Consider the following 26071-nt stretch of genomic DNA (forward strand, 5'->3'; position numbering starts at 1 on the left):
ACGCAGTCACCGAAGCGCCGGGACAGCGACTCTGCTTGCGGCGCAGTTACATTCGGCTGCCTTCAACCGGCCACCGCAGCATTGCGCAGGCTGCGCACGCTCGGAACCTTCGCGCGAACAGCGGTGACGTCCTTGACGAAGTCCCCAAGGTATTTGATGGCCCGCCTACCCTCGGGCAAAAAGTCTGCGGCCAAAGGGAAGTCGTGGATCTGTCCATCCCACAGGTGCAGATCGCAGTGGATCCCGCTGGCTTCCAAACGCTTCGCCATCAGCTCGGCATCGGCGAGCAGCAACTCGTCCGAGCTGGCGTGAATGGTGACCGGGGGCAGCGAGGATAGATCGGCGTCCACCGGGGATGCGACTGTGGCGTCGCCCTCGCCCTCGCCCTCCACAACCTGTGCGTTGCTGAGGAATTGAGCGAACCGCGAGAAGGCGCGGCGGGTGAACATCGAGCACTTGCGGGCGTTGGGGTGCTTGAGTTTTCGCACCGGATCCGCATCGGTGAACGGCGAGACGGCCGCAACTCCGGCCGGATCCATGATGCCGTCCTGGATCGCCAGGAGTGTGGTCATGAACGCCAAGTATCCCCCGGCGGAGTCGCCGGCCACGACAACCCGGTCGCCGTCGTAGCCGTGATCCTGCAGCCAGCGCAGGCCACTGATCCCGTCGTCGATTGCGTCGGTGATCTGGTGTGCGGGCAGCTTCCGGTATGCGACGGCAAGGATGGCGGCATCGGCCGCCTTCGACAAGCGGGTCACCATGGAGCGGTGGGTGTTGAGTCCACAGGTGAGGAATGCGCCCCCGTGCAAATACAGGATTGCCCGCTCCCCCGATACGCCCGGCGCGCGAACCCATTCGGCGGCACAGTTGTCCAACCGCACCGATTCGGTTGTGGCCGCGTATCCGACACGCGGGAACAATCCCGCGACGGTGTCGATGTACTCGAACGGCCAATGCAGGTTCGGCGTCATGGCCCACGCGCGGACGGTGTTCTTCACAATCAAGCGGCTGGCGAGCCCCACGGCAACCGACTGCGGGCTATGGCGATGATGGACGCGGCGCGTCGTCGCCACACTCGGCAATATATGTGTCGGTTCGGCTGTGCTCACCATTGATTGCAACCTCCTAAGTGGAGAGCGGATACCCGCCCCGCCGGCGGATTACTGCAAATTAACGCGTAAGAAATGTTGCGTACATCACTGTTTGCCAGCGGCGGAGATGGGTATCACTCGCTTATCTATCCTGCGGTTGCCACGCGGGCGTAATCAGACCGAACCGGCTGTGCTCAATCCCCTGAATGCCCGAAGATATGAGCGGTGACACACGCTACGCATCCTGATCCGCTCCTGACCGACCGGGTGGCGGTCGTTACCGGCGGCGCGGGAGGTATCGGCGCGGCCACCGCGCGGCTGTTCGCCGAACACGGCGCAAAAGTGATCATCGCCGATATCGACGCCGGCCTCGCCGACGCGACCGCGGCCTCGATCACCGAAGCCGGCGGGTCGGCGCTGGCGGTCGTCACCGACGTCCGTGACCGCGATCAGGTCTCCCGCCTGGCCGCAACGGTCCTCGGTCGGTTCGGCCGGGCCGACGTGCTGGTCAACAACGTGGGCCACTGGCTGCGGCATCCCGGAAACTTCGCCGGCACCGATCCACAACTGTGGGACGAGCTCTACCGGATCAACCTGCACCACGTATTCCTGCTGACCCACGCGTTTCTGCCGGCGATGGTCGAGCGGCATGCCGGTGCGATCGTGAACGTCTCGTCTGTCGAGGGGCTGCGCGGCTATCCGGAGGATCCGGTGTATGCCGCGTTCAAAGCCGCCGTCAACGCGTTCACCCGCAGTCTCGCGGTCCAGGTGGGCAGCGACGGGGTGCGGGTGAACGCCATCGCACCCGACGTCACCGAATCCCTGCAAGTGCCCTATTCGCAATGGCTTTCGACCGAGGAACAGGCGCAATGGCCGCAGTGGGTTCCGGTCGGGCGGATGGGCCGGCCCGATGACCAGGCCAGGGTCATCCTGTTTCTGGCGTCGGACCTCTCGGGCTTCGTCACCGGTCACGTCATCCCCACCGACGGTGGCACCGGCGCGGCCGGCGGATGGTTCCGCTCGACGCGCCGGCCCGATCGCCAGTGGACCAATCGGCCTATCGCCCCCTGATCACGCGTAACCCAGCGCCGCGTTCTCCGCGCGGATGCGCACGGAGAGCACCAGCGCATTGGCCAGGCTGAATACGATCGCGGTGAGCCACGCGGAGTGCACCAGCGGCAGCGCGGCCACCTCGGCCGCCACCGCGGTGTAGTTGGGGTGGCGCACCCAGCGATACGGCCCGCGCTGAACCAACGGCGCGTCCGGGATCACGATCAGCCTCGGGTTCCAGTGCTTGCCGAGCACGCTGACGCAGCGCCAGCGGACGACCGTGCTGAGCGCGACCACGGCCAGCATCGGCCAGCCCAGCCACCCGATGAACGGCCGGCCAAGGCTCCAGGTCTCGACGATGCACGAGACCAGGAGCAGGGCGTGCATGCTGACCATCGCCGGGTAGTGGTCGCGCCCGAACTCCTTGCCGCCGTGCGCCATCGACCATCTGGCGTTTCGCTGGGCGACCGCCAACTCGACGAGACGTTCGGCCCCGACGGCGAGAATGAACAGGTAGTAGTACATGGCGTGGTCCCCCGTCACCACTGCAGCAACAGCAGCTCGAAGCAGAAACCGGGCCCCATTGCGAGCATCACCCCGAAGGCGCCGTCGCCCGGTGGCGCGGCGACCGTGCGGCGCAGGACGTCCAGCACGGACACCGAGGAAACGTTTCCGTTCTCCCGCATGGAGTTTCGACTGTGCGCGAGGGCATGGCCGGGCAACCCGATCGCATTCTCGATCGACTCGAGGACTTTTGGACCGCCGGGATGACACACCCAGGCCGCGATGTCGGTGATGGACAGACCGTGATCGGCCAGGAACTCGTCGACCTCGGCACGCAGGTAGTCGTCGGCCATCTTGGGGACGTCACGGGACATCACGAGCTGAAATCCGCTCGAGCCGACGTTCCAGCCCATCACGTCGACGGTTTCCGGGACGACCCGGCTGCGGGTCGCCAGCACGCGCGGTCCTGTTGCGTTGGCGACCAGCGGGATTCGTTCCGCACCAGTGGCGACGACGGCGGCGGCGCCGTCACCGAACAGGGACACCCCGATGAGCGCGGGGATCGAGGTGTCGTCGCGCTGCAGGGTGAGCGAGCACAGTTCGACCGACAGCAGCACGGCGACGTGCCCGGGGTAGCCGTGCAGGTAGTCGTGGACGCGCGCCATCCCGGCGGCGCCGGCCACGCAGCCGAGCCCGAACAGCGGCACCCGCTTGACGTCGGGCCGCAACCCGATTCGGGTCATCAACCGCGCGTCGATGGTGGGCACGGCGATTCCGGTGCTGGAGACCATCACGATGGTGTCGACCTCGTGCGGTGCCACGCCGGCTGCCGCCAGCGCCGAATTGATGGCCCGCTCACCCAGATCGACCGCCACCTCAAGATACGCGTTGTTGGCCTCCGTGAAGCCGCTCAGTCTCGGGTAACGCGACAGCGGCAGCGCGAGGCTGCGCCGGTCGACGCCGGCCGTCTGCGCGAAGCGCAGAAACCCCGGATCGGTGACCCCGGTGAGCTCGCGTGCGACCTCGTCCTGGTTGTAGCGGTGCGGCGTAAAAGCCACCGCGGTGCCGGCGATCCGTGGAGCGCCGCATCCTCGGTCCGCGGCCCGATGCGGGGAGCTGGAATACGTTGTTGCAGTCATGCCCATGCCGACGACGGCGGCCCCTAGATGGTTCACCGGATCGCCGCCGAAGTGAGTTGAACCACAACGGCACAGCTACCGTTAACCAGGAGACGGGCACGTGGAGGGGATATTGTCAGGCGCGCCCGTTCGGCGCGAAAGGCCCTGCGCGACCGGGGAACCCCCGAGGACGTTCAGGCGGTTGGCGCAGACCGGAACCCGGCTCGATCGTCGATGATCGTGACCGGGATGCCATTGAGCACGCCGTTGCCGGAGGGCTCGTCGACAAACGTCGGCGGGGAAAGCACATTCGTGTTGGCGCCCGGCGAGCTGTTGGCCACCGACATGCGGGTGCCCGGCTTGCCGTGCCCCCAGCCGTGCGGCATCGAGACCACTCCGGGCTTGATTGACTCGGTGACCTCGACGGGAACTTTGATCTCGCCGGCCTCCGATTTCACCGTCACGATGTCGTTGTCGGTGACGCCGCAGCGGGTCGCGTCGTCGGGATGAATCAGCAACGTGCACCGGTCCTTTCCCTTCATCAACGCGGGCACGTTATGCAGCCAGGTGTTGTTGGATCGGAGGTGCCGGCGGCTCACCAGGACGAGCGGCTCGGCGGGCCGCTGCATGCGCGCGGCCAGCCGCGGCAGGTCGTCGAGCAGGTATTGCGGGGCGAGCCGGACCTTCTTGTCGGCGGTGCCGAGGATGTCGGGCAGCTGCGGCACCATGGGCCCGAAGTCGATGCCGTTCGGGTGGGCCTTGAGCATGTCCAGCGTCAGCCCACCCGGGTTCTTGCCGTACTGGTCGCCGAAGGGCCCGGTGCGCAGCGTGAGGTCGAGCATTCGCTCGGGTCCGCCGTGCCCGTAGAGCTTGCGGATCTCCGCACCGTCGAGGCCCTGGGTAAAGGCCAGGTAGTCGAAGAATCCGTCGTCGATGGCAGCGACGTCCACGTCCTCGGCCGGTGTGCCGGTGCACAGGCCGGTCAACCGGATCAGGATCTCCCATTCGTGCGGGCGATCGCCCGGATCGAACACCGGGGCAGAGTAATTCGCGATGCTGTGGATGGCGAAGAGCAGGATCAGATCGTCGTGGTGCGGCTGCTCCAGCGGGGACAGGCCGGGCAGGATCACGTCGGCGTGCCGCGTCGTCTCGTTGAGCCAAAGGTCAACGGAGATCATCGCTTCCAGCATCGGCAGCACTTCGTCGAGTTTGTCACCGGCGGGGGTGGACAGCACCGGGTTGCCCGCGACGGTGATCAGCGCCTTGAGCTGCCCGTCGCCCGGCGTGGCGATCTCCTCGGCCATGCACGACACCGGCGCCTGACCGAGCACCTCTTTGGCGCCGCGCACCCGGGTGTGCCAACGACCGAATTCCGCTGCGCCGTCTTCCAGCCCGGGCAGTGGCTGGGTGGTGAACGACCAGGCCGCAGGCTTGGGGAACATCGCGCCGCCCGGCGTGTCGAAATGGCCGGTGAGGATGTTGACGGCGTCGACCAGCCAGCTGGCGAGGCTGCCAAACTCCTGATTGCACAGGCCGATTCGGCCGTATACCACCGACTTCTCGGTACCGGCGAGCTCGCGGGCGAGCCGACCTATGCGGTCTTCGTCGATGCCCGTGACCGCGCTGACCCGTTCCGGTGGCCAGTCCGCGACGGCTCGCCGCATAGTGTCGACACCGTCGACGTACGGCCCCGGTTTGATGAGGCCCTCGTCGAAGAGGGTGTGCGCGACGGCCAGCAACAGCGCCGCGTCGGTTCCCGGCACGATGGGCAGCCATTCGTCGGCGCGCGCGGCGGTCAGGGTGCGCACCGGGTCGATTACGATCACCTTGCCGCGTTTGCGAATCCCGTCGATCAGACTCATCACGTGGGGCGCCGCCAACAGTGATCCCTGCGACGCGGCCGGGTTGGCGCCCATGATCACCAGGAGGTCGGTGCGTTCGATGTCGGGCACCGGGAAGTTCCACCACAGGCCGTACATCAGATGCGACGACAGGTTTTTCGGCCACTGGTCGACCGTGCCCGGTGAATACGTGACCGGCATGCCGGACATGCCCATCAGTACGCCCGCGTAGCGGGCCAGTGAGAACGAATGCGCCAGAGGGTTGCCGGTGTAGGCGGTGACCGCGCCGATGCCGTATTTGTCGATCACCGGGCTCAGCAGTTCGGTGCAGCGGCGAAACGCCACGTCCCAACTGACTTCCCGCCAGTGGCCGTCGACCTTGATCATCGGCTGGCGGATGCGGTCCGGATCGTCGTGCAGGGCCGCAAGCGAGGTGCCTTTGGGGCACAGATGTCCGCGGCTCCACACGTCGTCACGGTTGCCGCGGATGCCGGTGACGCTGCCGCCCTCAACGTGGATTTCCAAGCCGCACATGGCTTCACACAAGGGACACGTGCGCAGGTGCGTCCCGTCTTCGCCCGGTTTCATCCACCCACTGTATTCCGCTACCGCGGGTAGCGGAAGTGTCAAGATTCGGGGTCAGCCCGCCCAGGGCCCGATGCCGCCCACCTTGTCGATGCGGATGTGGGTCAGATAGCCCGGCGGCGCGCCGTCGGGCGGGAATTTCGTGTTCGGGTCGCCCAGGACCGGGTTGAGCTCCGCCAGCAGTTCGGGCGCGCCGCCCTCGGTGATCCGGGCGGTCCCGGTGAGCGAGAGGTAGGGGCGCATCCCCTGGCCCGCCGCGTCGAGCGACACGATGGTCACGGCGACGCGGGGATCGTTGCGGACGTTACGGACCTTCTTGTGTTCGGAAAGGTGGGCGCTGACGAGTTCGTCTCCGTCGGGGGTAGACCGCAACGCCACCCAGACCACGCTCACCTGGGGGCTGCCGTCGGGATCGACGGTCACCAGAGTGGCATCCGCGCCCCTCCCGATGAGGTCGCGGGCAGCGTCGTTCAGTCTCATGCGTTGTTCTACACCCGCGCGCGGCTTTTCATTCCCGGCCGCGACAAAGCGGTGGCCCGGCCACGCCTGTGACCGGGCCACCGTCGACTGCCGCTACTGTTCGGCTTTCTGGCGAGCTTCGTTGATTTCGGCGGCCTTGCGGGCGCTTTCGGCCTCGGCCTCTTTCTTGGCGGCCTCTCGTTGCGCGTCGGCCTTGTCCTGCTGAGCCTGGCCCTCACGCATCAGGTCATCACGCCCGGCGACCGCGCCGGCGACTTCCTTGACCTTGCCCTTGACGCCCTCGACGATGCCCTCGATGGCTTCTTCGGGTCCACTCTTGTCCGACATGCATTCTCCCTCCGTGTGGCGCACGAATGCCCGTGTCGTGCGCTCGCCCCCTTTATTGCCCAACCTGTGCGTTCTCGAAACGTGGGCGACGAGTAGCCTTCGCCACAGTCGTGACCTGGCGGTTCGTCGCCACCGAGAACTCGCCGAGGGTACCGCCCAATTACCCTGCCGGACAACATCACTGATCACACTCGGCGACTATGTCGACCGCTGCACCGCCTCATTTACGCGCCGTCACCCGATGCGCCTACGCTGGTGGGCCGAGGTTTCGGCGACGGCGCGAGGAGTCGTGACGGTGGAAATGTGGGAACTGGTCGCCCGCGAGCGAATCCGGGACACCTTGGCTCGCTACAACTGGTCCGGTGACGCCGGCCGACTCGACGGCCTTGCGGAGACATTCTGCATCCACGGCGTCCTCGAGATTCGCGGTTCCGCGCCGCTGCACGGGCGTTCAAAGATCGCGGCCTTCCTGGGCGGTGTCACCGGAAAGGTCGCGGCCGAGGCCGGCGTCAAACCGATTGTGCGCCATAACGTCGCGAACGTGTTGTTCACCGAGGTGACTCCCGGCCGCGCCCGGGTCGACTCCTACTTCACCGTGGTCACCCATATCGGGCTCGACCACTGCGGCCGCTACCGAGATCTCCTGGTGCCCGAGGATGACGCGTGGCTGATCAAGCACCGCAAGGTCTCGATCGACTGGGCGGCGCCCGACTCGGCGATGGCCCGCGAGCCCTCCGGGGCGCAGTGATCACGTCCTCGCGGGAACACCAAACCTGTTGTCTGCGTTGCGGTTACGCACTGCCCTTCGCGGAGCTGATCCCCGGGGGCGCTGCTGCTGGCGGGGGGCGCCGACCCGCGTGACGCCATCGCCGGGCTACAACCGCTACTCCTTCGACCACCTGCTCGCCGGGCACCGGTCCACCAGCGCATAAGCGGCGACCCGCCGGGGCGTCGGGACGTCGGCTGAGTGGCGATTTCGTTTATGTACCGCCGGGATGTTTGCCGGAAGCCCCTCAACGGCTACAGATAAAGGTCACACGAAATAAGTTGCGGCCGCCCTGATCGCGCGTCCCCTCAGGAGCTCCGGGATGACCGCCGGTCACGTGATCAGCGGTCATGGCCGCACAACCGAGACGAGCAGCATGCAACGACTCAGTGGGTTAGACGCCTTCTTTTTATACCTGGAATCACCGACGCAGCCGCTGAATATTTGCTGCGTCCTGGAGATGGATCCCGCGACGATGCCGGGGGGCTACACCTTCGACCGCTTCCAGGAGGCGCTGTCGGTGCGGTTGGACGCCGTGCCCGAATTCCGCCTCAAGCTGGCCGACAACCAATTGAACTTCGACCATCCGGTGTGGGTCGACGACGATCGTTTCGCTCTGGCACGACACCTTCACCGCGTCGCCCTGCCCTCGCCGGGCGGCCCGAAAGAATTAGCGGACTTCTGCGGACACATCGCCGGGCTGGCCCTCGATCGGGATCGCCCACTGTGGGAGATGTGGGTGATCGAAGGCCTGCACGGCACCGACGCGCTGTCCGTCGTCCTCAAAGTCCACCACGCGGTGGTCGACGGCGTGGGCGGAGCCAACCTGCTCGCGCAGTTGTGCAGCGCCGTGCCGGACGCCGCGCCGCCGGAACCGGCCGAGCGCGCCGGCGCGGCGAATCCGCTGCAGATCGCCGCCAGTGGGCTGATCGGCGCGGCATTGCGACCGTGGCGCCTGGCCAAGGTCGTGCCGTCAACAGCGCTGACCCTGGCCGGAACGTTGCTTCGTGCCCGCGGCGGGGGGCAGACGATGGCGGCTCCGTTCGCGGCGCCCTCGACGGCGTTCAACGGCTCGTTCACGCGGCGCCGCAACATCGCTCTCACCAGCGTGGATCTCGAGGACGTGAAAACGGTCAAACGCCGGTTCGGGGTGACGGTCAACGACGTCGTGACGGCGCTGTGCGCCGGCGCGCTGCGCCAGTACCTCCGGGACCGCGACGCGCTGTCGGACCTGCCCCTGGTCGCCAGCGTGCCGGTATCCGTCCGCGAGAAATCGACTCGGACGGGCCGCAACCAGATGACCTGGATGCTCTGCCGGCTCGAAACCCACATCGACGATCCGGCGGAACGGCTGGCCAGCATCGCCGCCGGAAACGCCGCGGCCAAGGACCACTCCGCGGCGCTGGGCCCGACCCTGCTGCACGACTGGACGCAAGTGGCCGGACAGGCCATGTTCGGCGCCGCCAGGAAACTGCTTCCCCGCATCCCAATGCCGGACAAGCCACCACACAACCTGGTGATGTCCAACGTGGCCGGCCCGCAGGACCAGCTCTACTTCCTGGGGTGCCGGCTCGACGCCATGTATCCGCTCGGCCCGATCATCGCGGGCGCCGCGCTCAACATCACCGTGATGTCGCTCAACGGCCGACTCGGCGTCGGCATCATCTCCTGCCCCGACCTGGTGCCGGACCTGTGGGACCTCGCCGACGCGTTCCCGGCCGCGCTCAAAGAGCTGGTGAATTGCGGCGAGTCCGCGGGCAACCCACTCTGACCGGCCCGGTGAGCGGAACCCCGTCCGCCATGCGCGCGATGGCATGGCAGGGTGACACCCGTGGCAGACACATCTGAACCGACGACCATCGCGGCGGACGACCTGCGTGAAATCGGCCTCGACAAGGGCGCTTTGCGCTACTACGACACCGGTGGCCCGGATTCCGGCGCGGTGCTGTTGTTCCTGCACGGATCCGGCCCGGGCGTCACCGGGTGGCGCAACTTCCGTGGCGTGCTGCCCGCCTTCGCCGCCCACTTCCGGTGCCTGATCCTGGAATTCCCCGGGTTCGGGGTCAGCGACGACTTCGGCGGGCATCCGATGGTCACCGCGTTCGGCACGGTGTCGCCCTTCCTGGACGCGCTGGGCGTCGACAAGGTGCACATCGTCGGCAACTCCATGGGCGGCGGCGTCGGCATCAACTTCGCCACCCACAATCCGGACCGCGTCGACCGGCTGGTGACCATCGGCGGCATCGGCACCAACATATTCAGTCCCAGTCCGAGCGAAGGCATTCGGCTGCTGCAGGAGTTCGTCGAAGATCCCACCCGGCAACGGCTGGTCGACTGGCTCAAGTCGATGGTCTACGACCAGGCCCTGGTCACCGAACAGCTGATCGAGGAACGCTGGCAGCTGGCCACCGACCCGGGCACCCTGGCCGCGGCGCGACGCATGTACGGCAAGGCGGCGTTCGCCGGAATGAACGCCGCGCTGAACGCCTCCGACCGGCCGCTGCCATGGGCGACCATGCACAAGCTCACCGCGCCCACCCTGTTGACGTGGGGCCGCGACGACCGGGTGAGTCCGCCGGACATGGCGCTGATCCCGATGCGCACCATCCCCAACGCGGAGCTGCACATCTTCCCCAACTCGGGGCACTGGGCGATGATCGAGGCCAAGGACGCGTTCGAAAGCACCGTGCTGGCGTTCCTGTCACGCGATTGAGGCAGCGGCGATCGCGCGCGCGGCGAAGCCGGGCGAAGCGGGTCGCGCGATCAGCTCTGGCCCGCAAGGCCTTTCGTCAACAGCGCGAGCGCGTCGGGGTTACCGTCGAGCACTCGGCTGGTCCGGGTGGCGATCTGCCAGCCATCGACGTCGCATACGCCGTCGGTCGCCCACAGGCCCGCAGCGACGTCGGCATCGCCGGCATCGACCGCGGGGCCGTACGAGGCGATCAATCGGGCGATGTCGCGCTCGTCCTCGAGCCGGCGCAGGCGGGCCAGCACCCCGTCGATGGCGGTCATGGTGTTCTCCTCATCGCTGGGTGGCCCCGGCGTCGACGGGCAGGACGATCGCGGTGATGTAGCGCGCCTCCTCGGAGGCCAGGAACAGCGCGGCATTGGCAACGTCGACCGCGGCCACCCACGGCACCGCGAGCATGTTCATCGAGCGGGCCGCCTCGGCGAATTCGGCGCGCGTGGGCGGGCGGCCCAGGTCGGGCCGGAACGCGGTGCTGACCACCTCGTTGTGAATCATCGGCGTGTCGACGTTGGTCGGGCTGACGCAGTTGACCCGAACATTATGTGGCGCAAGCTCATTGGCCATGCTGCGCATCATGCCGATCACGCCGTGCTTGGCGGCGGTGTAATGCGCGACGCCGACCAGCCCGCGCAGCCCCGCGATGGAGCTCGTCAGGATCATCGATCCCGCCCCCCGCGCGATCAAGTGCGGCGCGGTCGCGCGGCAGGTGTGCCACACTCCGGTGAGGTTGACATCGAGCATGGTGCGCCAGGCGTTTTCGTCCAGCTCGATCGCCATGCCGCGCGAGGTGATGCCCGCGGTCGCACAGACCACGTCCAGGCCACCGAACCGCTGGACACCGCGATCGGTGGCGGCCCGCATGCCGGAGATATCGCGCACGTCGACGATTTCGGTGTGCACCCGCGCACCGGCCTCGGCGACCAATGCGGCCGTCTTTTCGAGGTCGGCCCGGGTGCTGTGCGGGATGATCACCGTGTCGACCGGACCGCACACGTCGAGCGCGACGACGTCGGCGCCCTCCTGCGCGAACCGCACCGCTTGCGCGCGGCCGATCCCCCGCGCCGCGCCGGTGATCAGGGCGACCTTCCCTGTTAGACGCCCTTCGGCCGTCATCGTCATGGTCATGTCGTCTTCTGCGTCAGGCCGGCGTCCACGACGAGCTGGGTGCCGGTGATGTAGCGGGCCGCGTCGGAGGCCAGGAACAGCACGGCGTTGGCGATGTCGACGGGCTCGACCCAAGGCACCGGGAGCAGGTTGCGCGCCTGCAGCACCTCGGCCGCGTCGGCGGCGGTCGGGTTGTCGAGGTCCGGCCGCAGCCGCCGAAAGGTAGGCTCGTTCAGCACCATTGGCGTAGCCACCGGGCCGGGGTGCACGGTGTTGACCCGGATGCCGCGGGGGCCGAGCTCGTTGGCCAGGGTGCGCGCCAGTCCCACCACCGCGTGCTTGCTGGCGGTGTAGTGCGCGGTGTTGGGCAGGCCACGAAGCCCGCTGGTGGAGCTGATGATGACGACGGAGCCACCCTGATCACTTATGTGCGGGACACTCGCCCGGGCCGTGTGCCAGACGCCGGTGAGGTTGATGTCGAGCGTGCGCTGCCACACCTGGGGGTCGAGTTCCCAGGACGGTGCGCCGGGCAGGTGGACCCCGGCGTTGGCCACCACGACGTCGAGCCGGCCCAGCGCGGCGACACCGGCATCGATGGCAGCCGTCATCGCCTCGAGGTCGCTGACGTCGGCCAGGCCCGTCACGCACCGTCGGCCGCGCTCCTCGACTCCCCTTGCGGTGTCGCGCAACTCGTCGGCCGCGGCGTCGGCGTCGAGCGCGATCACGTCGGCGCCCTCGTCGGCGAAGCGCGCACAGTGCACCCGCCCGGTGCCTTTGGCGGCGCCGGTGACCACAACGACCTTGTGCAGCAATCCCGTCATCGTTCGATCAGATCGAATCCCCGGTAGCCGGCGTCGGCCACTTCGGCGCAGATGTCGTTGTAGGCGGCGAAGCCGCCGGTGAACAGCATGAAGCCGCGCGGCTTGCCCGGCACGTTCGCGCCCATGTACCAGGAGTTCGCCTTGGTGAACAGCGTCGTCTCGGCCCGGCGGGCACATTCGGCACCCCAGCCGTCCACGCTGTCCACGGTGGCTTCCAGCGCGGCGTATCCGTTTTGGTCGAGAAAGGCGATGGCGTCGGCGATCCAGTTCACCTGGGCCTCGGCGTGCAGCACCATGTTGGCCAGCACGGCGGGCGCTCCCGGGCCCGAGATCAAGAACAGGTTGGGGAAGCCGTCCACGCCCAGGCCGAGGTACGTGCGGGGCCCGTGTGCCCAGTCCTCCCGCAGGAGTGTGCCGCGGCGCCCGACGATGTCGATCTTGCCCAACGCGCCGGTCATCGCGTCGAAACCCGTTGCCAACACGATCATGTCGACGTCGTAGTGGGCTTTGGTTTTATCAATCCCGGTGGTGTTGATCCCGGTGGCGTCGACGGATTCGATCGGGGTGGCGCGGACACTGATCAGTGACACGTTGGCGCGGTTGAAGGTCTGAAAGTAATTGCTGTCGGTGCAGATTCGCTTGGTGCCGATCGGATGGTCGGTGGGAATCAGCAATTCGGCCACGGCCGGGTCGTCGATGACGGCGCGCACCTTCTCCTCGTAGAACCTGCGGGCCTCCTCGTTCGCCTCCAGGTCGGTCATCTGGTCCGGAAACGTCTTGGAGAACAGCACGCCGCCGAGTTGCCACCGCTTTTCGAATGCCGCCCGCCGCTCCTCGGCGGTGAACTGCATCGTCGGCTTCGGGGCGGTGATGTGCGGTGATCCGCCGCCGCTGCGCCACGACAGCGCACGCCGCTGCGGGTAATTCGCCTTGATCTCGTCGAGTTCCTCGGCGGACAACGGCCTGTTGCCGGCGGGGACACTGTAATTCGCGGTGCGCTGGAAGACGTAGAGCTGGGCGGCACGCTCGGCGATGACCGGAATCGATTGAATGCCCGAGGATCCGGTGCCGATGACCGCCACCCGTTTGCCGGTGAAGTCGACGGCCTCGTGCGGCCAGTGCGCGGTGTGGTGGATCTCGCCGGCGAAGGTGTCCAGGCCGGCGAAGTCCGGCGTCAGCGCGGCCGACAGCGGGCCGGTCGCCATCAGGCAAAATCGGGACGAAAGCCGTTGTCCCGCATCGGTAATAACCGTCCAGTGCAGCGTCGCCTCATCGAGTGTCGCCGAAACCACCCGGGTGCGCAGCGCGATGTCGCGGCGCAGGTCGAGCTTGTCGGCCACCCAGTTCAGATACGCCAGGATCTCGGCCTGGGTGGCATACCGTTCGGTCCAGTCCCACTCCCGCTGCAGCTCATCGGAGAACGAGTAGCAGTAGTCGACGCTCTCGACGTCGCAGCGGGCACCCGGATACCGGTTGTGGTACCAGGTGCCGCCCAGCTCGGGGGCGGCTTCCAGCACCCGAACGGTGAGGCCCCGGCTGCGCAGCTTGTGCAGGGCATACAGGCCGGCGAACCCCGCGCCGACCACGACGACATCCACGGACTGTTGGCCGGCATCGTTCACAAGCAGCCACCGTAGGGCCTTGCGCATCGCGGGCCACCGTCCCTCCCGGTCACCGGACGGTTCGGGTGAGTTCTCCCGGCCACCGGGTGCGCGCGCCCGCCACCCGGCGCTCATCACCGACCATCAGCCGATGCCGGAAGTCGCACATGTCAACGTCGATCTGGACGGCCAGCGGCATCGTTTGCGCTGGCCGCAGGGACAAACGTTGGTCGAGACACTGCTGGACGCGGGGATCGCCGTGCCGCACTCGTGCCGGGAGGGCCGCTGCGGTTCGTGCGTGGCGACCGTGAGCGCCGGGCGAGTCGACATGGCCCCGTCCGACGTCTTGGACGCCGCGGACCTCGACGACGGCCTGATTCTCGCCTGCCAGGCGAGGGCGGCAGGCGTCGATGTTCACGTCGAATTCTGATTGCCGGTGTCCGCTCATCGGGATTTCCTTTGGGACGGCGCGGGTCTGCGGTAGACCATTACTAAGCCCACTCACGTAAGGACAACGATATGAGTGACCGGGTACTCGACCGGGTAGTCGCCATGGCCGACCAGTTGCGCGACCAAGCCGCCGAAGCCGAACGGATCGGGCGGCTCACCGACGACACGGTCAAGCTGATGAAGGGCGCCGGCCTGATCCGGCTGCTGCAGACCAAGCAATACCAGGGCTTCGAGGTCCACCCCCGCGAGTTCGCCGAGACGACGATGGCCACCGCGGCGCTGGACCCGGCGGCCGGCTGGATCGTCGGCGTGGTCGGCGTGCACCCCTACCAGTTGGCCTACGCGGACCCGAAGGTCGCCGCCGAGATCTGGGCCGACGACGTGGACACCTGGATGGCCTCCCCCTACGCGCCACAGGGGGTGGCCAAGCCCGTCGACGGGGGCTACATCTTCAACGGCCGCTGGCAGTTCAGCTCGGGCACCGACCACTGCGACTGGATCATCCTGGGCGCCATGCTCGGCGACGAGAAGGGCATCCCCCTGATGCCGCCGCAGATGCTGCACATGATCCTGCCGCGCAAGGACTACGAGATCGTCGACGACTCGTGGAACGTGGTGGGCCTGCGCGGAACCGGCTCCAAGGACGTCATCGTCAAGGACGCGTTCGTCCCCAGCTACCGGACCATGGACGCCACCAAGGTGATGGACGGGACCGCCCAGCGCGAGGCCGGCATGACCGAGCCGCTGTACCTGATGCCGTGGTCGACGATGTTCCCGCTGGGCATCTCGGCGGCGACCATCGGCATCGCCGAAGGGGCGCTGGCCGCACACCTGGACTATCAGCGCGAGCGCGTGGGCGCCACCGGAACCGCGATCAAGGACGACCCCTACGTCATGCACGCGATCGGCGAGGCGGCCGCCGACATCAACGCCGCCCGCCAGGAACTGCTGGCCAACGCCGACCGCATCTACGACATGGTCGCGGCCGGCAAGGAGGTGTCGTTCGCCGACCGGGCGGCCGGGCGCCGCACCCAGGTTCGCGCGGTGTGGCGCGCGGTGTCCGCGGTCGACGAAATCTTCGCCCGCTCCGGCGGCAACGCGGCGCGGATGGACAAGCCGCTGCAACGGTATTGGCGCGACGTGCACGTCGGACAGATGCATGCCATCCACGTCCCCGGCACCACCTATCACGCGTCGGCGCTGAGTTCGATCGGCATCGACCCGCCCGAGGGTCCGCTGCGGGCCCTGATCTGAGCAGGAGACGCATCCGTGAGCGATCTGAAAAGCCTCGGCTACATCACCATCTCGACCAACGACATCAACCGCTGGCGGCAGTTCGCCTTCGGGGTACTGGGTTTCGCCGAGGGCTCCCCCAGTTTTAGAGGCCCCGATCCGTCGGCACTGTACCTGCGGATGGACGAGCGGGCGGCCCGGCTCATCGTGGTGCCCGGTGAGACCGACCGGGTGCTGACCGTCGGCTGGGAAGTGCGCGATCACCCGGCGTTGCAGCGCGTGCAGGCCACGCTGGACGGCGCCGGCGTGGCGTACAAACAGCTGTCCCCCGACGAGGCCGAGGCCCGCCGCGTCGAAGAGGTGATCACGTTCGAAGATCCCGCCGGCACCACGCTGGAGGTGTTCCACGGCGCGGTGCTCGACCACAGCCCGGTGGTCACGCCGTTCGGCGCGAAGTTCGTCACCGGCGACCAGGGCATGGGCCACGTGGTGGTGCCCGCCACCGATCCCAACGGGCTCTTCGGCTTCTACACCGAGGTCCTGGGCTTCCGCGCCCGCGGCGCGTTCCGGGTGCCGCTGCCGAAAGAGTTTGGCCCGGTGCGGGTTCGGTTCCTGGGCATCAACGAGCGACACCACAGCATGGCGATCGTGCCGGCCGCGCACCAGCGCGACCCGCGCCTGGTTCACATCATGGTGGAGGTCGACACCCTGGATGCCGTCGGGCAGGCGCTGGACCGGGTCAACGCCGAGGGATTCCAGCTGTCGTCCACCCTGGGCCGGCACACCAACGACAAGATGGTCTCGTTCTACGTCCGTGCACCCGGTGACTGGGACATCGAATTCGGCACCGAGGGGATGCGGGTCGACGAAACCTATTACACCGCAGAGGAAATCACCGCCGATAGCTACTGGGGCCACCAGTGGGTCGGCGAAATGCCCGCGGCCATGCGGCTGTGACGCCCGAATCGGACGTGACGCCGGTCGCGGCGTCGTCGATCACCTCGTGGGATGACGAGGCCGACGTCGTCATCGCCGGGTACGGCGTCGCCGGTGCGGCGGCGGCGGTGGAGGCGGCGCGGTTCGGCGCCGATGTGCTGGTGCTGGAGCGCACCGGCTCCTGGGGCGGCGCCGCCTCGATGGCCGGCGGGTTCATCTATCTCGGCGGCGGTACGTCCATCCAAACGGCTTGCGGTTTCACCGATTCCGTCGACAATATGGCTGCCTTCCTCAATGTCGCGATGGGGCCCGGCGCCGACGAGGACAGGATCGCCGATTACTGCGTGGGCAGCGTCGCGCACTTCGACTGGCTGGTCGGGTGCGGCGTCCCGTTCAAGGCCGAGTTCTTCTCCGAGCCCGGCTGGGAGCCGATGGGCGATCAGGGGCTGATGTACAGCGGCGGCGAAAACTCGTTCCCGTTCAACACCATTGCCTCCCCCGCGCCGCGCGGGCACGTCCCGCAGATGCAGAACAAGAAGCAGGGCGAGGCCAGCGCCGGCTACATGCTGATGAAGCCGCTCGTGGAAACTGCGACCGCGGCCGGTGCCCGGGCGCTGTACGACGTGCGGGTGTCGCGGCTGATCGTCGAATCCGACGGCCGGGTGGTCGGCATCCGCGCCCGAAAGTACGGCACCGAGATGAACATCCGGGCGCGATCCGGGGTGGTGCTGGCGACGGGCAGCTTCGCCTACAACGACGCGATGGTCCAGCGGTATGCGCCGCGGATCGCCGGCCGGCCCGCCGCCTCCATCGAGCAGCACGACGGGCAGGCGATCCGGATGGCGCAGGCGCTGGGCGCCGACCTGGCGCACATGGACGCGACCGAGGTCGCGATCTTCATCGACCCGCAGCAGCTGGTGCGCGGGATCCTGGTCAACGGCCGCGGGCAGCGCTACGTCGCCGAGGACACCTACCCGGGCCGGATCGGGCAGCTCACCCTCTACCAGCAGGACAACATCGCCTATCTGATCATCGACGGCGATGCGCAGGAGGAGGCGATGGCCTCGTGGTCGCCGAAGTTCATGCTGCGCCCGGCGACCTGGGTGGCCGACACCGCCGCCGACCTGGAACGCGAGATGGGGCTGCCACCCGGCTCGCTGCAGGCGACGGTGGCCGCGTACAACGAGGGCGCCGCGCGCGGCGAGGATCCGCTGCTGCACAAGAAGCCGGAGTGGATCAAGCCGATCGGCTCCCCTGTCGGCGCCGTCGACCTGCGGGATAACACCGGCGGCTTCACCCTGGGCGGGCTGGCCACCTCGCTGGACGCCGAGGTGCTGCACGTCAGCGGCGCGCCCATCCCGGGACTCTTCGCCGCCGGGCGCTGCACCGCCGGCCTGGCCGCGTGGGGATACGCCAGCGGCGTCTCGCTGGGTGACGGCAGCTTCTACGGCCGCCGCGCCGGACGCTCCGCCGCCAAGGGCTGAGCGGGTTATTCGGAAACCCTCGACCACCACCGTGCTCTGACCTGAACAGAGCCGTCGACCGCCGTCGGACGCCACCGCGCCCGGCGGCGGTTTTCGTGTCATGTGTGAAAGGACCACGCGGGTGTGGTAAAAACAGATATTCCTAATAGGAATATTCCAGCTAGATATCCTTGGAGGCGTCGATGCCAGCAACTGCCGAAGCAGCTACGCCCACGGCGGTCATCGACCGCATCTCGCTCGTCCTGGATGCATTCGACGGGCCCGGCCGGCTGACGCTGGCCCAGATCGTCCGACGTACCGGCCTGCCGCGCTCGTCCGCCCACCGGATGCTCGAGCGCCTGGTGCAGCTGCGCTGGCTGCGCCGCAGCGGCCGCGACTACGAGCTGGGCATGCGCCTGGTCGAGCTGGGCTCGCTCGCCGTGCATCAGGACCGCCTGGTGCGTGCCGCCGGTCCCCTGCTGGGCGAATTACACCGCGCCACAGGGCTCGTCGTTCACCTCGCGGTTCTGGACGGCCCCGACGTGGTCTACCTCGACAAGGTCGGTGACTCGCCGCTGGCGCCGATACCCACGCGGGTGGGCAGCCGTCAGCCCGCGCACTGCACCGCCGTCGGGAAGGCGATGCTGGCCTACCGCGACGAGGACGCGCCGGTGGACCTGCGGGTCCGCAAGACCAAGTACTCGATTGCCACCGGCTCGCAGCTGGCCGTCGAGTTGTCGCGGGTGCGCGCGCACGGTGTCGCCTTCGAACGCGAGGAATCGCTGCTCGGATTCGGTTGTGTGGCAGCACCGATCGGCGGACCAGGTGAAGCCCAGGAAGTCATAGCGGCGGTGTCGGTGTGCGGGCCGATGAATCGAATGATGTTCGACCAGCGATTGATCGCCCCTGTCCGGATGACCGCAATGGGTATCTGGCGGCACGCCGAGGACGGCCCGCAACGCGTCGCCCCGACCCTGCAACCCTTGCGTCCGTTGCGCCCGGCGCCGCGGCCCGTGTTGCAGTACGCGTAAACCTCGATAGCTCTCCTAATCCGCCGGAGCGTCAAATCGGTATCACTTTCCCGCCGTGCGTATTTCGGTGACACCCGGGTGACACCCGCATCGGCGGCCTGAAGCAATCGACGGTTTATGAAAACTGGTTCTGGTCCTGTCGTGAACGTGGCCCCGGGCCACCCCACCTGGTAACGGCGCCTCCCGGTAGACGGGACTTACCCGTGTCCAACGCGAGACAGCGCCATACCCTTTGCATATGGCTAACGGTGAGATATTTGTCGTCGACCGTGTCATCACGCGCCCTGGTTGTGCCAGGGAATTTGTGGACACCTACCTCAACGAGTACGCCCCAGCCGCACGCGACCGAGGTATGACGCTGCGTAACGTCCTTGTCAGTCCGCCGATCTGGTTCGACGATCAATCCAACACCGTGACCGTCACCTGGTCACTACCCAGCCTGCAGGCCTGGTGGGAGATGACGTGGCAGGGCCGGCCGGACCCCAACCTGGGGCCATGGTGGGAAGGCATCGGCGATCTCGTCGAGACGCGCGGACGCAGCGTGGCCGCCGCGGCCAACGACGTCGATCGACTCTGCGATGTATAGCGTGACCCGCCTGCTCGACGTCGCCGAGCAGGATCGCGAGCGCGTGCTGACCGCTGTGCGCGCCGTCGCCGCAACCACCGGGGCGCAATGCCGACTCGCCGAGCCGACGCTGCCGGGCGGACGCAACGGCGGCGACGTCCTGGTGCACCTGCGCTTCGGTGCGGAAAGCCAATGGCATTCCGCCGAGGCCGATTTCGCGGGACTGCTAAATGATCCCGCGATCATCGCCATCAATGGCGCCTGCTATTCAGGCGCGGCTTCCCGCACCAGCGCAACCGGCACCGTCTATCGCACGCTGTTGCTGTGTGTGCTTCCCGGCACCGACGGCGGCACCATTGCCCGCTTCGAAGATGAGCTGCGCTTGATGCCCCGGTATATCAAGGCGATCACTGCCTGGCAGCTGAGCCGTGTCGAGCAAGCTGTCGGGACCCAAGAGTGGACCCACGTGTTCGAGCAGGAGTTCACCGACGTCGAAGGGCTGACGGGCGCGTACTTGATGCACCCGATCCACTGGGCCGTAGTGGACCGCTGGTTCGATCCCGAATGCCCCGAAGTCATCGTCCGGAATCCGGTGTGCCACAGCTTCTGCGCGATCACCGATCCGGTGCTGAGCTGAATCCAGCTAGACCCCCGCCGGCAGGATGTTCGGGTTGGCCGTCGTCGGCGGCTCCAGCGCGGGTAGCTCGCCTTTGCCGTCCAGTGTGCGAACTTGCAACTGCTGCGACCACGGATAGTGCAGGCTGAATGCCACCAAGCCGGTGCGCTCAGCCGCGGAAAGGTGACACATTGCCAGCACTGTTTCGGCCAGGTATTCCACCGATTCGGTCGGAAACGAATTGGGAATCAACTGTGCGGCACCGGGTGTCCGAACCGCCGTCGATGGGCCCACGCAATTGACCGCGATGTTGGCATCTAGCAGTTCGGCCGCGACACCCTGGGTGAAGCGATGCAACGCGGCCTTCACGGACCCGTAGATCACGTCGCCCGAAGTCTTGTTGTAGTCGCGGTACGGCCTCACCGGCGCCACACCGGTCACCGACCCGATGTTGACGATCCAGCCCGCGCCTTGCTTGCGCATATGGGGCACTGCGGCTTTCGTCAAAACAAAAGGTGTGCGCAGGTAGTGCTCCACAGTACGGTCGAACGTCTCCAGACTCATCGCCTCGATCACCGAGTAGTCGGCGAAGCCCGCATTGTTGACCAGGATGTCGATACGGCCGGTGCGTTCGAGCACCCGGTCGATCAGACCAGCGCGGGCACCGTTGTCCTCGAGGTCGACGGCCAGCCCGAACGCCGATCCCCCTGCGTTCTCGATCAGGGCAATCGTCTCATCAATCGTTCCCGGCAGCACCGCAGCTAGTCCCGCCCGGGTGGATCGCGAGGGTGTGTGGTTTCGCGCCGTCACCGCCACGGTGGCGCCCTCGGCAGCCAGTCGCTGCGCGATCGCCCGGCCAATCCCCCGGCTGCTGCCAGTGACCAAGGCCGTTCGACCGGAGAGTAACTGGGTCATCGCAACTCGAAGTGCTCTTCGATCGGTGCTCGGTGTTCATGCCAGAGGTCCACCAGCCGGTACGGAGTGGCCACTACGACCCGCCCCGAACCGGAGCGGTAATAAGTGTGCGCGTTCGGGGTGTGACACCACACCGTGTCGGCCATGGCCTCGTCGATGGCGGCCACATAGTCGTCGTAGGCCTGTTGTGTGACCTCCATCGTCGTCGCGCCGCGCAGCGCCATCAGTTGCAGGCATTCGATGACGTAGTGCGACAGCACTTCCATCGAGAAATTAGCGCCGGCTCCGTGACCGGGACTGTAGTTCGGGGCTGAGTTGATGAACAGGTTCGGAAAGCCCGGCACGGTGCCGCCGCGGTAGGCACGGGGGCTGTCACCCCACTCGTCGATGAGCCTCCGCCCGCCGCGGCCGCGAATATCGATGGTAGACAAGAAATCAAGGTGATACCCGGTGGCATAGATGATCACGTCGAGATCGACCTGCCTACCGTCTTGCGTGACAATACCTTTGGCGTTGACCGCGGCCGGCTCACTGGCTTCCACATCGACGTGCTCACGGGTCAGAGCCTCGTAGTAACCACCTGGGTCACGGATAATCCGCTTGCCGTAAGGCGCAAAATCCGGCGTCACCTTCTTCGCCAGTTCAGTTCCCGAACCGAAAGTTGTGTTGATGTAGTCCATACACATACGCAAGAGCACGTCGTTCGCGGGCGAGATCGATAGATGCGTTTCCGCCCACTCCGGGTCACGCAGGATGACGGGATAGTTGTTGTCCGCCGTGCCCCAGTAGGACTTCAGCCTGTTCCATTTGGCGTAGTGCGGGACGTGACGGCCGAGATAACGGCGGTACTCGGGGACGTCGTCGGTCAGCCGCTTACGCGGCGCCACCCAGTGCGGCTGGCGCTGAAAGACTGTGAGGTGCTCGACTTCGTCCACACAGGCGTCAACAATTTGCACCGCTGTGCAACCAGCACCGATGATCGCCACCCGCTTGCCCGCGAGGTTTAGAGATGCGTCCCACCGTGCGGAGTGAACGCTGGTGCCTGCGAACGTGTCCCGGCCCGGTAGCTCCGGCCAACGCGGCCGGTTGAGGTAACCCGCGGCGGTGATCACCACCCGCGAGCGAGTGACGTCATGCTTACCGTCGCGGTCAACCGAGTGGATCTGCCAATGAGCGCAGTCCTCATCCCACCGTAACGCCGTCACCTCGGTATCGAATCGTATGTGCTCACGCAGTCCGTACTTGTCGGCCAGCGCGACCAGATAGGCCTGGTACTCAGCGCCCTGCGGATAGTAGCTCGTCCATTCGGGATTCACCTCGCGCGACAGCGAGTAGTACGCCGAGGGAGTGTCGACTCCGATGCCGGGGTAGGTCGTGGTCAACCACGTCCCACCGACTTCGGCGTTGCGATCGAAGACTTCGTAGCCAACCCCGGCTTCGGCGGCCGCGAGCGCGGCGACGATGCCGGCGATGCCCGCACCGATGATCACCACATTCGTCGTTTCGGGGATCGGCACCGTTCGCGGCAGCGTCGGCCTTGAGAGTTGAAAGCCGCCCTGCTCGAGCAGCAGCGGAACGAACTCGTCGTCCACTTCCGATCCCAGAGCCAGCGGAAGCAAGCGCCTGAACAGCTCGGGGTCATCGATGGGCGGAGCACTCGCTTGCCGGCTCTCGACCAGAGCGGCAACCAGGGCGCCCACCAATTCCTCCGCGGTATCGTCATCGGTGACGCCGGCCCGCTCGGGGGGATCGGGGACGTGGGAAATCTTAGGCCCGAACTTCTCGATCACAGACGAGTCGCCGGTCAGCTGAGCCAGGACCGCGACCAGCACGCCGGGGTCGGCCTGGCGAAGGTGCGCCCGCAGTTCCTCGACATCGAGCGCGGCCGAGCCGGGAGGCGACGTCGATTCGGTGGCGGAGGTCATGGCACTCAGTATCGGAGCGGGTAAGCGGCTTGGGCACTGCTCTGTCTACTCAGCGGGAGATGAGAAGCTCCGTCTCGACTATCGCGGCCTACCCTCCGACGTATGCAACGCGTGCACCCCTCTGAACTCGATGCTGTGATCGCATGTCCTTCTCACGTTCGCTGAGTTCGACGCTTTGGTGGACAGGACCGCAGCCGCCCTGCACGACAATGGCTTTGCGCCCGGCGACCGCATCGCCCTGCTGGCACACAACTGTTGGCAGTATGCGGTCCTGGTGTTCGCCACGGCGCGCGCCGGTGTGGTTTTGATGTTCACCGCTGAGGAGATCTCGTACATCCTCGGTCACAGCCGAGTCAGTGGATTCGTCGTCGAGGGCGCACCGCTCGCGGGCCGTGTTCCACTGACCGGGCATCCCGGTGGTTGCATGACCACACTGGGAGTTGACTGACGCCATGAGCAACCACCTCACGCTGTCCGACCTGCAGGATTTTATCGCCGGGTTTTGGTACCACTACGACGAGGCGCACTACGACGAGCTTGCAGCACGCTACGCCGAGGACGTGCGCTACGTGACGCGAAGCGATTCGGGCACAAGCCCATTCGAGGAACTGATGTCGCCCGAATTGCATGGTCGCGCTGCCGTGATGGAATGGATGTCGGAACACCGCAAACAAAGTCCGTACCCGCTGCGCCACCACGCCACCAACGTGCACCGCACGGGTACCGATGGTGACATCACGCACGCGCGGTTCTATATCTTCGTCAATCAGACCGCAAACTTCTTACCGTTCGCGGTTTCCAGCGGCGTAGCGAATGTCGGCGTGCGCCGCGGCGCCGACGGGCTGGAGTTCACCGAAATGGACATTGTTCTCGACACCACCAACTCGGTCTTGCTGTCCGAGCTCACCGCCGACAGCGCCGCTGGTTCGTGAGCGCTCGCGAAACATTCTCTGGCGGCGTCGCCGTCATTACCGGCGCCGGCGCGGGCATCGGTGCCGGACTGGCTCGACACGCCAGCCGGTTGGGGATGACGGTGGTGCTGGCCGACATCGACGCCGACGCCGTCGCCGCGCTGCGCGACGAGATCTGCGTGGCGGGAGGGGCAGCGCTAGACGTTATGTGCGACGTTCGCGAACCCGACGCCGTGCAGGCGCTCGCCGAGAAGACCTACCGCGATGTCGGTGCGGTACGACTACTGGTGAACAACGCGGGAGTCGAACAGTTCGGCTACCTGTGGGACACACCCGTTCCCAACTGGAAGCGCGTCATCGACATAAACATCAGCGGTGTCTTCCACGGTGTGCGGGCCTTTCTCCCCAGAATGATGTCCACCGACGAGCAGGCGTGGGTGTGGAATTTGTCGTCGGTCGGCGGGGTGGTGTCAATTCCGTTGCAGGCGCCCTACATCGTGAGTAAGCACGCGGTATTGGCGTTGACCGAATGTCTACATCTTGACGTTCAAACAGCCGGACACGGCCATCACATTCACGTCCAGGCCGTGCTGCCTGGTGCGGTGGTGTCCAACATTTTCGAGTCGGCCGGCGGTGTCGACGCCGACGACGCGAGCGACCGTGCTGCGGCAGAGTCTCAGCGGTCGGCGATGCTCGACATCAAGGCCGATGCCATGGATCCGCTCACCGCCGCCGAAGTGGTGTTCGAGCAGGCCGCCGAAGGGCGGTTCTATCTCCTCACACAACCCGAATTCGTGGGAAATGCGATGCTCGAGCGAGCCAACGTGCTTGCGGCACAGCGGCCACCAACGCTGCGCACCAGACGCCGCTTCGATCCCCCACTACTTCGATCCCCCACTACAATGAGCGTGCCGCCCCTTGACCCCGATGCCGCTGCCAGGGTGGCGTCCCTAGGCCCCGTCGCGCCGATGCGGCAACGAGGTCTTGCGGCGGTGCGCGATTCGCTTGAATCAACGCCACTGCCGCCGATGCCGGACTTGGCCGAAGTGACCGATCACTGCATCACCGGCCCTGATGGCGAGCTTCCACTGCGCATCTACCGGCCGACCCGAGACGTCGATACGCCGGGATTGGTCTATTTCCACGGTGGTGGCATGGTGCTGGGGTCCAACCATTCCTTCGAGCCGCTGGCCCGCAACCTCGCACAGTCGTCTGGTGCTACCATCGTCGCCGTCGAATACCGCCTGGCACCAGAAGCCCCACCGCCAGCACAGTTCGACGACGCGTTCAGCGCGACCGCATGGGTCGCCGCGAACGCAACCGAATTGCGGCTGGATCCAACGCGAATCGGGGTAATCGGCGACAGCGCGGGTGGCACGCTGGCCGCGGCAGTCGCCCTAGCTGCCCGTGACCGAGGCGGCCCGCCGTTGTTCTGCCAGGTGTTGTTGTACCCGGCTGTGGATAGAGATATGACGGTGCCATCGCTCGCGACTCTGGAATCGGCGCCCATGTTGAGCCTCGACGACATCCATTACATGCACGGGCTGGCCGATGCGGGAACCGGGCCGCCCGATCATCCGTATCTCGTGCCGGCGTACGCCGCCAATCTGTCTCACCTCCCGCCGGCCATCGTGGCGACCGCCGCGGTCGATCCGATCCGCGACTGGGGAGAACGGTACGCGGAGCGGTTGCGGGATGCCGGGGTGCAGACGACCGTCACTCGTTATCCCGGTGTGTACCACGGTTTTTTGATGCGTTCAGAATCGGTGGCGCGTGCCGGCCTCGCGCTGGCCGAGATCGGCGCGCTGCTCAGGGCGAAATTCGCGAATCCACTCCCGTTTTGACGACCGGCACCGGAACATCGCGCGGGCGTGCCCGAGTCGCGACGAGGCCCGTCGAGTGGAATTTTCCTCCCAATCACCGGACATCAGTTGCTCGTTGCCGTCCTAACACGGCCAGGATCGATCGCAGCGACATGACCGAGTGTCA

The 26071-nt window shown here is 66.8% G+C and carries 24 protein-coding genes and 3 pseudogenes; 15 read left to right on the top strand and 12 right to left on the bottom strand.

All coding sequences use genetic code 11. The annotated features are described in order from the left end of the window. Window positions 1–62: 62 nt before the first annotated feature. Window positions 63–1112, bottom strand: coding sequence for an alpha/beta hydrolase (locus B8W69_RS19245; protein WP_181447439.1), 1050 nt, complete (start codon window positions 1110–1112; stop codon window positions 63–65). A 204-nt stretch (window positions 1113–1316) separates the two neighbouring features. Here B8W69_RS19245 and B8W69_RS19250 point away from each other — a divergent pair, with 204 nt between their 5' ends. Continuing rightward, window positions 1317–2162 carry an SDR family NAD(P)-dependent oxidoreductase gene (locus B8W69_RS19250; protein WP_085291378.1) on the top strand — a complete coding sequence of 282 codons (846 nt, stop codon included), beginning with the start codon at window positions 1317–1319 and terminating at the stop codon, window positions 2160–2162. On the opposite strand, the gene B8W69_RS19255 is transcribed toward B8W69_RS19250, so the two are convergent. From B8W69_RS19255 to mbp1, 5 genes are all read right to left on the bottom strand, one after another. Continuing rightward, a complete protein-coding gene (locus B8W69_RS19255) occupies window positions 2163–2666 on the bottom strand; it encodes an isoprenylcysteine carboxyl methyltransferase family protein (RefSeq protein ID WP_085291406.1) in 504 nt (167 codons plus the stop codon). Window positions 2667–2680: 14 nt separating this feature from the next. Next, complete coding sequence (locus B8W69_RS19260) at window positions 2681–3784, bottom strand: type III polyketide synthase (RefSeq protein ID WP_181447442.1); 1104 nt, start codon at window positions 3782–3784, stop codon at window positions 2681–2683. Window positions 3785–3957: 173 nt separating this feature from the next. After that, entirely contained in the window at window positions 3958–6192 is a 2235-nt protein-coding gene (locus B8W69_RS19265; RefSeq protein ID WP_085291379.1) for a molybdopterin-dependent oxidoreductase, read from the bottom strand. A gap of 51 nt (window positions 6193–6243) precedes the next feature. After that, window positions 6244–6669: a PPOX class F420-dependent oxidoreductase gene (locus B8W69_RS19270; RefSeq protein WP_085291408.1), complete on the bottom strand. Its 426-nt coding sequence runs from the start codon at window positions 6667–6669 to the stop codon at window positions 6244–6246. 93 nt (window positions 6670–6762) lie between these two features. After that, window positions 6763–6996, bottom strand: coding sequence for a microaggregate-binding protein 1 (mbp1, locus tag B8W69_RS19275; protein ID WP_085291380.1), 234 nt, complete (start codon window positions 6994–6996; stop codon window positions 6763–6765). Window positions 6997–7291: 295 nt separating this feature from the next. Here mbp1 and B8W69_RS19280 point away from each other — a divergent pair, with 295 nt between their 5' ends. From B8W69_RS19280 to B8W69_RS19290, 3 genes are all read left to right on the top strand, one after another. Next, window positions 7292–7744: a nuclear transport factor 2 family protein gene (locus B8W69_RS19280; RefSeq protein ID WP_085291409.1), complete on the top strand. Its 453-nt coding sequence runs from the start codon at window positions 7292–7294 to the stop codon at window positions 7742–7744. Between the two features lie 394 nt (window positions 7745–8138). Further along, on the top strand, window positions 8139–9533 hold the full coding sequence (locus B8W69_RS19285) for a WS/DGAT/MGAT family O-acyltransferase (RefSeq protein ID WP_085291410.1): 1395 nt from the start codon (window positions 8139–8141) through the stop codon (window positions 9531–9533). A gap of 60 nt (window positions 9534–9593) precedes the next feature. Then, window positions 9594–10475, top strand: coding sequence for an alpha/beta fold hydrolase (locus tag B8W69_RS19290; RefSeq protein ID WP_439330630.1), 882 nt, complete (start codon window positions 9594–9596; stop codon window positions 10473–10475). Window positions 10476–10597: 122 nt separating this feature from the next. On the opposite strand, the pseudogene B8W69_RS19295 reads toward B8W69_RS19290, so the two are convergent. The 4 genes and pseudogenes from B8W69_RS19295 to B8W69_RS19310 all read right to left on the bottom strand — a co-directional run. After that, window positions 10598–10774: pseudogene (locus B8W69_RS19295) on the bottom strand (nuclear transport factor 2 family protein); the annotation flags it as partial. Between the two features lie 10 nt (window positions 10775–10784). Beyond that, the gene (locus tag B8W69_RS19300; protein WP_085291382.1) at window positions 10785–11630 is read right to left on the bottom strand and encodes a mycofactocin-coupled SDR family oxidoreductase; all 846 of its coding nucleotides are present in this window, start codon (window positions 11628–11630) and stop codon (window positions 10785–10787) included. Between the two features lie 2 nt (window positions 11631–11632). Then, the gene (locus B8W69_RS19305; RefSeq protein WP_085291383.1) at window positions 11633–12436 is read right to left on the bottom strand and encodes a mycofactocin-coupled SDR family oxidoreductase; all 804 of its coding nucleotides are present in this window, start codon (window positions 12434–12436) and stop codon (window positions 11633–11635) included. Beyond that, entirely contained in the window at window positions 12433–14085 is a 1653-nt protein-coding gene (locus B8W69_RS19310; protein WP_181447441.1) for a flavin-containing monooxygenase, read from the bottom strand. The genes B8W69_RS19305 and B8W69_RS19310 overlap by 4 nt, the downstream gene beginning before the upstream one ends. A gap of 103 nt (window positions 14086–14188) precedes the next feature. Here B8W69_RS19310 and B8W69_RS19315 point away from each other — a divergent pair, with 103 nt between their 5' ends. From B8W69_RS19315 to B8W69_RS19345, 7 genes are all read left to right on the top strand, one after another. Continuing rightward, window positions 14189–14467: a 2Fe-2S iron-sulfur cluster-binding protein gene (locus tag B8W69_RS19315; protein ID WP_085291413.1), complete on the top strand. Its 279-nt coding sequence runs from the start codon at window positions 14189–14191 to the stop codon at window positions 14465–14467. An 89-nt stretch (window positions 14468–14556) separates the two neighbouring features. Beyond that, window positions 14557–15741, top strand: coding sequence for an acyl-CoA dehydrogenase family protein (locus B8W69_RS19320; RefSeq protein ID WP_065053153.1), 1185 nt, complete (start codon window positions 14557–14559; stop codon window positions 15739–15741). 15 nt (window positions 15742–15756) lie between these two features. Next, window positions 15757–16677 (top strand): biphenyl-2,3-diol 1,2-dioxygenase, encoded by a 921-nt coding sequence (gene bphC, locus B8W69_RS19325; RefSeq protein WP_085291384.1) that lies wholly within the window; start codon window positions 15757–15759, stop codon window positions 16675–16677. After that, the gene (locus tag B8W69_RS19330; RefSeq protein ID WP_110881987.1) at window positions 16674–18140 is read left to right on the top strand and encodes an FAD-dependent oxidoreductase; all 1467 of its coding nucleotides are present in this window, start codon (window positions 16674–16676) and stop codon (window positions 18138–18140) included. The genes bphC and B8W69_RS19330 overlap by 4 nt, the downstream gene beginning before the upstream one ends. Window positions 18141–18322: 182 nt before the next feature. Continuing rightward, complete coding sequence (locus tag B8W69_RS19335) at window positions 18323–19150, top strand: IclR family transcriptional regulator (RefSeq protein WP_085291386.1); 828 nt, start codon at window positions 18323–18325, stop codon at window positions 19148–19150. A 238-nt stretch (window positions 19151–19388) separates the two neighbouring features. Then, window positions 19389–19736 (top strand): hypothetical protein, encoded by a 348-nt coding sequence (locus B8W69_RS19340; RefSeq protein ID WP_085291387.1) that lies wholly within the window; start codon window positions 19389–19391, stop codon window positions 19734–19736. Continuing rightward, complete coding sequence (locus B8W69_RS19345; protein ID WP_085291388.1) at window positions 19729–20352, top strand: Dabb family protein; 624 nt, start codon at window positions 19729–19731, stop codon at window positions 20350–20352. Before B8W69_RS19340 ends, B8W69_RS19345 begins: the two co-directional genes overlap by 8 nt. Before the next feature lie 6 nt (window positions 20353–20358). Here the strand turns inward: B8W69_RS19345 and B8W69_RS19350 are convergent, their stop codons facing one another. Beyond that, entirely contained in the window at window positions 20359–21246 is an 888-nt protein-coding gene (locus tag B8W69_RS19350; protein WP_085291389.1) for an SDR family NAD(P)-dependent oxidoreductase, read from the bottom strand. Next, window positions 21243–23171, bottom strand: a complete 1929-nt coding sequence (locus B8W69_RS19355; RefSeq protein ID WP_085291390.1) for a flavin-containing monooxygenase — start codon at window positions 23169–23171, stop codon at window positions 21243–21245. The genes B8W69_RS19350 and B8W69_RS19355 overlap by 4 nt, the downstream gene beginning before the upstream one ends. Before the next feature lie 102 nt (window positions 23172–23273). Between B8W69_RS19355 and B8W69_RS30955 the strand changes: the two are divergent. The 4 genes and pseudogenes from B8W69_RS30955 to B8W69_RS19375 all read left to right on the top strand — a co-directional run. Next, window positions 23274–23544 (top strand): annotated as a pseudogene (locus B8W69_RS30955) (AMP-binding protein); the annotation flags it as partial. Between the two features lie 79 nt (window positions 23545–23623). Further along, window positions 23624–24103 carry a nuclear transport factor 2 family protein gene (locus B8W69_RS19365; protein WP_085291391.1) on the top strand — a complete coding sequence of 160 codons (480 nt, stop codon included), beginning with the start codon at window positions 23624–23626 and terminating at the stop codon, window positions 24101–24103. Continuing rightward, window positions 24100–24960 (top strand): annotated as a pseudogene (locus B8W69_RS19370) (SDR family NAD(P)-dependent oxidoreductase); the annotation flags it as partial. The gene B8W69_RS19365 and the pseudogene B8W69_RS19370, both read left to right, overlap by 4 nt. 24 nt (window positions 24961–24984) lie before the next feature. After that, window positions 24985–25926 carry an alpha/beta hydrolase gene (locus B8W69_RS19375; protein WP_085291414.1) on the top strand — a complete coding sequence of 314 codons (942 nt, stop codon included), beginning with the start codon at window positions 24985–24987 and terminating at the stop codon, window positions 25924–25926. Window positions 25927–26071: the final 145 nt, after the last annotated feature.

This window comes from Mycolicibacterium vulneris (genome assembly GCF_002104765.1).
Taxonomy (GTDB): domain Bacteria; phylum Actinomycetota; class Actinomycetes; order Mycobacteriales; family Mycobacteriaceae; genus Mycobacterium; species Mycobacterium vulneris.

Coding starts and splice junctions, on each gene's coding strand:
- B8W69_RS19340 (WP_085291387.1), top strand. CDS start 19,389: ATGGCTAACGGTGAGATATTTGTCGTCGACCGTGTCATCACGCGCCCT.
- B8W69_RS19245 (WP_181447439.1), bottom strand. CDS start 1,112: ATGGTGAGCACAGCCGAACCGACACATATATTGCCGAGTGTGGCGACG.
- B8W69_RS19315 (WP_085291413.1), top strand. CDS start 14,189: ATGCCGGAAGTCGCACATGTCAACGTCGATCTGGACGGCCAGCGGCAT.
- B8W69_RS19350 (WP_085291389.1), bottom strand. CDS start 21,246: ATGACCCAGTTACTCTCCGGTCGAACGGCCTTGGTCACTGGCAGCAGC.
- B8W69_RS19375 (WP_085291414.1), top strand. CDS start 24,985: ATGAGCGTGCCGCCCCTTGACCCCGATGCCGCTGCCAGGGTGGCGTCC.
- B8W69_RS19305 (WP_085291383.1), bottom strand. CDS start 12,436: ATGACGGGATTGCTGCACAAGGTCGTTGTGGTCACCGGCGCCGCCAAA.
- B8W69_RS19300 (WP_085291382.1), bottom strand. CDS start 11,630: ATGACGATGACGGCCGAAGGGCGTCTAACAGGGAAGGTCGCCCTGATC.
- B8W69_RS19345 (WP_085291388.1), top strand. CDS start 19,729: ATGTATAGCGTGACCCGCCTGCTCGACGTCGCCGAGCAGGATCGCGAG.
- B8W69_RS19355 (WP_085291390.1), bottom strand. CDS start 23,171: ATGACCTCCGCCACCGAATCGACGTCGCCTCCCGGCTCGGCCGCGCTC.
- B8W69_RS19260 (WP_181447442.1), bottom strand. CDS start 3,784: ATGACTGCAACAACGTATTCCAGCTCCCCGCATCGGGCCGCGGACCGA.
- B8W69_RS19265 (WP_085291379.1), bottom strand. CDS start 6,192: ATGAAACCGGGCGAAGACGGGACGCACCTGCGCACGTGTCCCTTGTGT.
- B8W69_RS19365 (WP_085291391.1), top strand. CDS start 23,624: ATGAGCAACCACCTCACGCTGTCCGACCTGCAGGATTTTATCGCCGGG.
- B8W69_RS19310 (WP_181447441.1), bottom strand. CDS start 14,085: ATGCGCAAGGCCCTACGGTGGCTGCTTGTGAACGATGCCGGCCAACAG.
- B8W69_RS19335 (WP_085291386.1), top strand. CDS start 18,323: ATGCCAGCAACTGCCGAAGCAGCTACGCCCACGGCGGTCATCGACCGC.
- B8W69_RS19285 (WP_085291410.1), top strand. CDS start 8,139: ATGCAACGACTCAGTGGGTTAGACGCCTTCTTTTTATACCTGGAATCA.
- B8W69_RS19255 (WP_085291406.1), bottom strand. CDS start 2,666: ATGTACTACTACCTGTTCATTCTCGCCGTCGGGGCCGAACGTCTCGTC.
- B8W69_RS19270 (WP_085291408.1), bottom strand. CDS start 6,669: ATGAGACTGAACGACGCTGCCCGCGACCTCATCGGGAGGGGCGCGGAT.
- B8W69_RS19320 (WP_065053153.1), top strand. CDS start 14,557: ATGAGTGACCGGGTACTCGACCGGGTAGTCGCCATGGCCGACCAGTTG.
- mbp1 (WP_085291380.1), bottom strand. CDS start 6,996: ATGTCGGACAAGAGTGGACCCGAAGAAGCCATCGAGGGCATCGTCGAG.